The organism is Kitasatospora sp. NPDC007106 (assembly GCF_040634455.1).
Lineage (GTDB): Bacteria > Actinomycetota > Actinomycetes > Streptomycetales > Streptomycetaceae > Kitasatospora > Kitasatospora arboriphila.
Genome location: NZ_JBEYFP010000283.1, coordinates 1 through 7289, shown reverse-complemented (window position 1 = coordinate 7289; position 7289 = coordinate 1). Strand labels below are relative to the sequence as shown.

Below are 7289 nucleotides of genomic sequence, written 5' to 3'. Positions count from 1 at the left end.
GGTCGGCGGCCGCCTCGCCGAGCGGCAGCGCGAGCGCCGGGGCCGGCGCGGAGGGGCAGGCGAAGGCGCTGGACGGGCTGCTGGCCCGCGGCGAGAACGCGAAGGCCCCGATCGGCAGCGCGGTCGCGAAGGTGACCAGCTGCCCGGACAAGTCGGAGATCGCGAGCGCCGCCCAGGTCTTCGACGACGGCGCCACCCAGCGCGACCAGCTGGTCGCCGACCTCGGCAAGCTGGACCTCGGCGCCCTGCCGGGCGGCGCGGAGGCCGCGCAGACCCTGAAGACCGCCTGGCAGACCTCGGGCGACATCGACCGGGCGTACGCGGCCTGGGCCCGGACGGTGGCGAGCCAGGGCTGCTCGGGCAGCTCCGCCCCGAACACGGCCGACAAGAAGCGCGCCAACGACCTCAATCCGCAGGCCACGCAGTCCAAGAAGGACTTCGTGGCGAAATGGAACGCCATCGCGAAGACCTACGGTCTGACCGAGCGCACCTGGGACAGGATCTGAACCACCCGTGACCGGCACCACCAGCGACCCCCAGTACCCGGAGCGCCCCCGCCGCGCCCGCCGCCTCGGCATCGCCGTGCTCGTCTGCACGGTGCCCGCGCTCTGCGCGGGCGGCTGGTTCGGCTGGCAGGCGCTTGCGGACGGCTCCCGCCCGGCGGCCTCGTCCGCCGCCACCCCGGCCGGTACGGCCGCGGCGCCGGAGCCCTCCTCGCCGGAGCCCGCTCCGGCGTCCTCCGGCCCGGCGGCGGGCGGGCCCGCGCCGAGCGGATCGGCGCCGACCGGTTCGGGGCCGCTGAACGGCCGCACGGTGCTGCTGGACCCGGGGCACAACCCGGGCAACACCAAGCACACCACCGAGATCAACAAGCAGGTGGACATCGGCAACGCCCGCAAGGAGTGCGACACCACCGGCACGGCGACCAACGCGGGCTACAGCGAGGCCTCGTACACGCTGGACGTGGTGCACCGGGCGCGGGAGATCCTGCGGCAGCGCGGCGCGAACGTGGTGCTCACCCAGGACGGCGACCGGCCGTTCGGGCCGTGCATCGACGAGCGGGCCCGGATCGGCAACCAGGCGAAGGCGGACGCGGCGGTGTCCGTGCACGCCGACGGCGCCCCGTCCGGTGCCCACGGCTTCCACGTGATCATGCCGGGGAAGGTCACCGCGGGCGCGGCCGACACCTCGGCGATCGTCGACCCCTCACACCGGCTGGGCCTGGAGCTGCGGGACGCCTTCAAGCGGGCGACCGGCCAGCCGTACGCCGACTACATCGGCAAGGACGGCCTGGACACCCGCACGGACCTGGGCGGCCTCAACCTGTCGCGGGTGCCCAAGGTGTTCATCGAGTGCGGGAACATGCGCAACGCCGCGGACGCCCAGCACATGACGGACCCGCAGTGGCGGCAGAAGGCCGCCGAGGGGATCGCGGAGGCCGTGACCGCCTTCCTGGCCCAGGGCTCGTGACGGCGCGCACGGCCGGCGGGGCCGCACCGGCCCGTCCGCCGGTCGTGCGCTGACCTGGAGTCACGGCGATTTGGCAACGAAATCGGGGGTTTCCCCGGGGCGCTGTGCACAGCGGACGACCCGGGCCCTAGGCTCTAGCAGTCCGGGGACGTCCCGTACCGGTCAGCCGACCGCCCCGACACGCAGTCCACGACACACCAACGAGGGGAACGTTAGTGAATCTGCGCGCTCTCACGCGGGGAGACGCCGCCGTCGCAGGTGCGGCCGTACTGCTCTTCATCGCGTCCTTCCTGCCCTACCTGACGGTCGAGTTCTGCATCGCCGGCCGGTGCAACTCGGACAGCCAGAACGCGTGGAAGGCCTCGCTCTTCCCGATCCTGCCGTCGGCGTTCCTGCTCGGCATCGTCGCGGCGGCGCTGATCCTGGTGCACCGCCTGCAGGGCGAGGCCTCGGCCACCCGGCAGGTCCTCGGGCTGCGCCTGGACCAGTGGGGCACCGCGCTGTCGGTCGCGACGCTGTGGTCGGCGCTGTGGGCGATCGGTGGCGGCGGTGAGGGCGTGAGCCACGGCTTCGGTGCCTGGCTCGGCCTGCTGGCCGCGCTGGTGCTGGCCGGTGCCGCGGCCGCGGGCCCGCTGGTGCCGGCCCTGCAGGGCCCGCTGCTGTCGGACAAGCCGGCCGCTCCGGCGCCGCAGGCGTACCAGGCCTTCCCGCAGGGCGCGGGCCAGCCCGGCCAGTACGGCTACCCGCAGGCCGGGCAGCCGGGTGCGGTGCCGACCCCGGGCTTCGGCGCGGAGCAGCAGCAGGCCGGCGGCTACGGCTACCCGGGGGCGGCCCAGCCCGCCCCGCAGCCGGCCCACGACGCCGCGCCGTTCCAGCCGTTCTGGTTCGCGGTGCCGGCCGTCCGCCAACTGGCGAACAAGGACAACCCGGCGGGCCCGCCGGTCGGCGAGCTCGTCCCGGGCACCTGGTACCTGGCGGTCGAGCAGCGCGGCGCGGCGCTGGTGGCGCAGCTGCCGGACGGTTCGCACGGCCTGCTGGCCGACACCTCCGGCATCCAGCGCGGCTGACGGGGCGATTCCACGCCGAAGGGGCGGTACCCGGCCGGGTACCGCCCCTTCGGCGTGTGCGGGGTTTCTCAGCAGCAGTCGTTGACGACCAGTCCGGCGGGCAGGCCGTCACCGCCGAAGACGGCCACTGTGGCGTGGTCGCCGCCGAGGGCGGCGACGGCGAGCAGCAGGGCGCCGGCCGTCCATGTGGTGCGCTCCTCGGGCCAGATCGCGTCGTCCTCGAAGACGTAGCCCGTCCAGTAGGAGCCGTCGGTGTGCCGCAGGTGCTGGATCCAGCGGAGGATCTCGACGGCGCGGTCGGACTGGCCCACCGCCCAGAGGGCGAGGGCGAGTTCGGCGCTCTCGCCGCCGGTGACCCAGGGCCGGTCGCTGACACAGCGCACGCCGAGGCCGGGGACGACGAAGCGGTCCCAGTCGCGGGCGATCCGCCGCTCGGCCTCGGTGCCGCGCAGGGCGGTGCCGAGCACCGGGTAGTACCAGTCCATCGAGTAGCGGTCCTTGTCGAGGAACCGCTCCGGGTGGTGGGCGATCGCGTGGCGCAGCCGTCCGGCGGCCAACTCCCAGTCGGGCTGGGGCTCTTCGAGGTGGTCGGCGATGGCGAGGCCGCACCGCAGGGCGTGCAGGATCGAGGAGGAGCCGGTGAGCAGCGCCTCGTCGGGGGCGGTGCCGTCCTCGTCCTGGCGCCAGGCGATCGGGCCGCCGGGCAGCCGCAGGCCGACGGTGAAGTCGAGCGCGCGGCGGACGGTGGGCCAGATCCACTCCAGGAAGGCGTCGTCGCCGGTGGCCAGGTGGTGGTGCCAGGCGCCGACGGCGACGTACGCGCAGAAGTTGGTCTCCTTGGCGGCGTTGGTGACCTCGCCGTCGGGGCCGCCGTGGCCGTAGGAGTAGCCGGCGTACCAGGAGCCGTCGGGGTTCTGGTGGTCGACCAGCCAGCGGTAGGCGGCCTCGGCGGCGGCGTGCTCGCCGGCGGTGTCGAGGGCCATCGCGGCCTCGGTGTGGTCCCACGGGTCGAGGTGCCCGCCGTGGAACCACGGGATCGCGCCGTCGGCCTGCTGGTCGGCGAGGATCGACCGGACGGTGGCGGCGGCCTGCTCGGCGTCGAGGACGCCGTCGAGCAGCAGCGCGTCGGGGACGGCCGCGGTCACTTGCCGTCCCGGTGCGGCTTGGAGGCGTACACCACGAAGCTCTTGCCGATCACCGGGTTGAGCGCCTTCTCGGCGGCCTTGGTGAGGGTGCTGATCACCGGGGTGCCGACGATGTCCCAGACCAGCAGCTGGTGGTAGGCGCGGACGGGCAGCGCCTTGTCGTTGTTCACGCCGACGGCGCACTTGATCCACCAGTACGGCGAGTGCAGGGCGTGCGCGTGGTGGGTGCCGTACGGCTCCAGACCGGACTCGCGGACCTTGTCGACGAGTTCGTCGCCGCGGTAGATGCGGATGTGGCCGCCCTCGACCTCGTGGTACTCGTCGGAGAGCGCCCAGCAGATCTTCTCCGGCAGGTAGCGGGGCACGGTAACGGCGAGCAGGCCGCCCGGCTTCAGCACCCGCACCATCTCGGCGAGCACGCCCTTGTCGTCCGGGATGTGCTCCATGACCTCGGAGATAATGATCCGGTCGAAGGTGTCGTCGTCGAAGGGCAGGTTGAGCGCGTCGCCCTCCATGGCGGTGGCGGAGGCGCCCGCCGGGGCCTCGCCGGCCTGCTCCATCGCCGCGAACCACTTGCGGACCTCGGCGATCTCGTCGCCGTTCTGGTCCAGGGCGACGACGTTCGCGCCGCGGCGGTAGGCCTCGAAGGCGTGCCGGCCCCCGCCGCAGCCCAGGTCGAGCACCCGGTCGCCGGGGGCGATCGGGAAGCGGGAGAAATCGACGGTCAGCACTGCGGGGCTCCCATTCGTTGCTGCTGTACTGAAGGAGGTGGGGCGAAGCGTCAGTGGACGTAGCGCCAGCCGCGGCCGGCGCGGGCGCGCTGCCCGGCCCCGGTGGCGACGGCGGCGCGGTAGCGCTCGGCGGTGAGCTCGGCGGCGCGCTGCCAGGTGAAGTTGGCCAGCACCCGCTCGCGGCCGGCGGCGCCGAGGCGTTCTCGCAGCGCGGGGTCGTCGAGCAGCCGCCCGAGGGCGGCGGCGAGGGCGCCGGCGTCGGCGGGCGGCACGGCCAGGCAGGTCTCGCCGTCCTTGCCGGCCACCTCGGGGATGGCTCCGCCGGTGGTGGCGACCAGCGGGGTGGCGGTGGCCATGGCCTCGGCGGCGGGCAGCGAGAAGCCCTCGTACAGCGAGGGGACGCAGGCGACCTCGGCGGAGCGGTACAGGTCGACCAGCTCCTGGTCGGTCAGCCCCGTGCGGAAGTCGATGTGCGCCTCCAGGCCGAACCGGCGGACGGCGTCGGCGACCGGGCCGTCCTCCTTCTGCGGCTTGCCGACGACGACGAGGTGGGCCTCGCGCTCGGTGCGGACCTTGGCGAGCGCCTCCACGAGGTGGACGAGGCCCTTCAGCGGGACGTCGGCGGAGGAGGTGGTGACGATCCGTCCGGGCACGGTGGCCACCGACGGGTCGGGCGACCAGAGCCGGGTGTCGGCGCCGATCGGCACCACCGAGACGGCGCCGGCGGCGACGCCGAGGTGCTCGACGATCTCCGCGGCGGAGCTCGCGGAGACGGTGATGACGTGCTCCAGGCGCGCGGCGACCCGCTTCTGCATCCGGGTGAAGGCGTACCAGCGGCGCAGCGAGAGCCGCTTGACGGCGGTGGTCGCGGCCTCCAGCTCCAGGCGGCGGTCCACGGTGATCGGGTGGTGGACGGTGGTGACCAGCGGGAAGCCGTGCCGCTCCAGGCCGAGCAGTCCGTAGCCGAGGGTCTGGTTGTCGTGGACGACGTCGTAGCGTCCTCTGTGCCGGGCGAGGAACTGCCGGGCGCGCAGCGAGAAGGTCAGCGGCTCGGGGAAGCCGCCGGTGCGCATGGTGAGGAACTCCAGCACGTCGACCGGGCCGCGGTACTCGGCGAGGGCCGGGGTGCGGAAGGGGTCGTCGGCGCGGTACAGGTCGAGGCTGGGCAGCTCGACCAGCCGGACGGAGCCGGGGCCCTCGACCTCGTCGAGGACGGGGAACGGCTGGGCGCCGATCACGTCGACGTGGTGGCCGAGGCGGGCGAGCTCGCGGGACAGGTGCCGGACGTAGACGCCCTGGCCGCCGCAGAACGGGTCGCCGCGGTAGGAGAGGAGGGCGATCCGCAGCGGTCGCGGCGACGCGGTCATGCTGGTCCCCTTGTCCCTACTCGGCCCGGCTCGGCGGCCGCAGCGGCTAAAGTAGATCACGTTTCACGGTGGAGTGTGTCATCGTCGTCGGGCATGTGAACAACGAGAGACCTCGAAGATACCGGCCCGTAGCTTCGCGGTTCGGGCCGGGGATGGTGATTCACGCCACGTGCCCGGTCCCGTCCCGTCGACGCCCTGGGGGCTGTGTTGACCGTGTCCACCACTGCCGGCCGCCGGCTCTCCCCGCGCCAGGCCGAGCGGCGCCGCGGGATCCTGCGCGCCGCCGCCGCGCTGGCCTCCCGGGGCGGCTGGGAGGCCGTCCAGATGCGCGAGGTCGCCGAGGGCGCGGAGGTCGCGCTGGGCACGCTCTACCGCTACTTCCCGTCCAAGGTGCACCTGCTGGTGGCGGTCATGGAGGAGCAGCTGCGGCAGCTGAAGGAGCAGGTGAAGCGGCATCCGCCGACCGCCGCGGACCCGGCCGGGCGGGTCGCCGAGACGCTGACGCTGGCCTTCCACGCGCTGCAGCGCGACCCGCGGCTGGCGGAGGCGATGGTGCGGGCGCTGTCCTTCGCGGACCGCTCCGTCGGGCGGGAGGTGGACGCGGTGGCCGAGCTGACGTCCGAGATCGTGCTCGCCGCGGCCCGGCTGCCGGGCCCGCCGACCGCGGAGCAGCAGGCGGCGCTGCGGGTGGTCGGGCACACCTGGCACGCGACGCTGCTGAGCTGGCTCTCCGGCCGCAGCTCCCTCGCCGAGGTCCGGGCCGATCTGCACACGGCGGCCCGCCTGCTCTCCCCGACGGCCTAGGGGCCGCCCAGGCACCCGGGGGCGCGTGGGGGCACCTGAGGAGCCGCCTCGGGCGGAGGGCCTGGAACTGGAACGCGTTCTACTGCCCGCGCTGCAAGCGGTTCGCGGGTGCCCGTTAGAGTCGGGGCGCACGACAACTCCATCCGCCCCTCCCGGGGGAAGCCGGTGCGAATCCGGCGCTGACCCGCAACCGTGAGCCCGCCCGGCGGGCGAGCCGGACTGCCCGGGGCCGGGGCGAGCGGCCGGCCGGGCGTGGCACGCCCGGTTCCGTCGAGGTCTACGGGCAGCCCTGCCGGGCTGCTGCACCGCTCACCGAAAGGCTCACCCTCACATGCTCACCGCCGCCCGCCTGGGCGCCTCCGCGCTGGCCGGCCTGCTGCTGGCCGCCGGCGCCGCCGCCCCGGCCCTGGCCGACACCCCGGCGCCGTCCCCGGTCACCCCGCCCGCCGCGCTGTACGGCAAGGGCGACCCCAGCTACGACGGCGTGTGGCGCCAGTCCCTCGCGCTGACGGCGCTGGCCTCGGCGAAGGTCGTCCCGGCCGCGTCCACCGTCTCCTGGCTGACCGGCCAGCAGTGCGCGGACGGCGGCTGGCCCTCGTTCCGGGCGGACGCGGCCGCGGCCTGCGACCCGAAGACCGAGGACAGCAACGCGACCGCCGTCGCCGTGCAGGCGCTCACCGCGCTCGGCGGCCACCAGGACGCCGT

Annotated in this window: 6 protein-coding genes, 2 pseudogenes and 1 riboswitch; of the genes and pseudogenes, 5 read left to right on the top strand and 3 right to left on the bottom strand. The window is 74.6% G+C overall.

What is annotated here, in order from left to right; genetic code table 11:
* The 3 genes and pseudogenes from ABZ641_RS20900 to ABZ641_RS20890 all read left to right on the top strand — a co-directional run.
* Positions 1-506 (top strand): annotated as a pseudogene (locus ABZ641_RS20900) (hypothetical protein); the annotation flags it as partial.
* A gap of 7 nt (positions 507-513) precedes the next feature.
* Positions 514-1470 carry an N-acetylmuramoyl-L-alanine amidase gene (locus ABZ641_RS20895; protein WP_359983769.1) on the top strand — a complete coding sequence of 319 codons (957 nt, stop codon included), beginning with the start codon at positions 514-516 and terminating at the stop codon, positions 1468-1470.
* Positions 1471-1685: 215 nt separating this feature from the next.
* The gene (locus ABZ641_RS20890) at positions 1686-2537 is read left to right on the top strand and encodes a hypothetical protein (protein ID WP_359983767.1); all 852 of its coding nucleotides are present in this window, start codon (positions 1686-1688) and stop codon (positions 2535-2537) included.
* A 68-nt stretch (positions 2538-2605) separates the two neighbouring features.
* Here the strand turns inward: ABZ641_RS20890 and ABZ641_RS20885 are convergent, their stop codons facing one another.
* The 3 genes from ABZ641_RS20885 to ABZ641_RS20875 are packed head-to-tail and all read right to left on the bottom strand — an operon-like array spanning position 2606 to position 5780.
* Positions 2606-3682 (bottom strand): prenyltransferase, encoded by a 1077-nt coding sequence (locus tag ABZ641_RS20885; RefSeq protein WP_344627997.1) that lies wholly within the window; start codon positions 3680-3682, stop codon positions 2606-2608.
* Entirely contained in the window at positions 3679-4413 is a 735-nt protein-coding gene (locus ABZ641_RS20880) for a class I SAM-dependent methyltransferase (RefSeq protein ID WP_344627998.1), read from the bottom strand. The genes ABZ641_RS20885 and ABZ641_RS20880 overlap by 4 nt, the downstream gene beginning before the upstream one ends.
* Before the next feature lie 50 nt (positions 4414-4463).
* Positions 4464-5780 carry a glycosyltransferase family 4 protein gene (locus ABZ641_RS20875; RefSeq protein ID WP_344627999.1) on the bottom strand — a complete coding sequence of 439 codons (1317 nt, stop codon included), beginning with the start codon at positions 5778-5780 and terminating at the stop codon, positions 4464-4466.
* A 213-nt stretch (positions 5781-5993) separates the two neighbouring features.
* Here ABZ641_RS20875 and ABZ641_RS20870 point away from each other — a divergent pair, with 213 nt between their 5' ends.
* Both ABZ641_RS20870 and ABZ641_RS20865 read left to right on the top strand, forming a co-directional pair.
* Positions 5994-6584, top strand: coding sequence for a TetR family transcriptional regulator (locus ABZ641_RS20870; protein WP_344628000.1), 591 nt, complete (start codon positions 5994-5996; stop codon positions 6582-6584).
* Positions 6585-6739: 155 nt separating this feature from the next.
* Positions 6740-6809, top strand: a riboswitch (cobalamin riboswitch).
* A 106-nt stretch (positions 6810-6915) separates the two neighbouring features.
* Positions 6916-7289, top strand: a pseudogene (locus ABZ641_RS20865) (hypothetical protein); the annotation flags it as partial.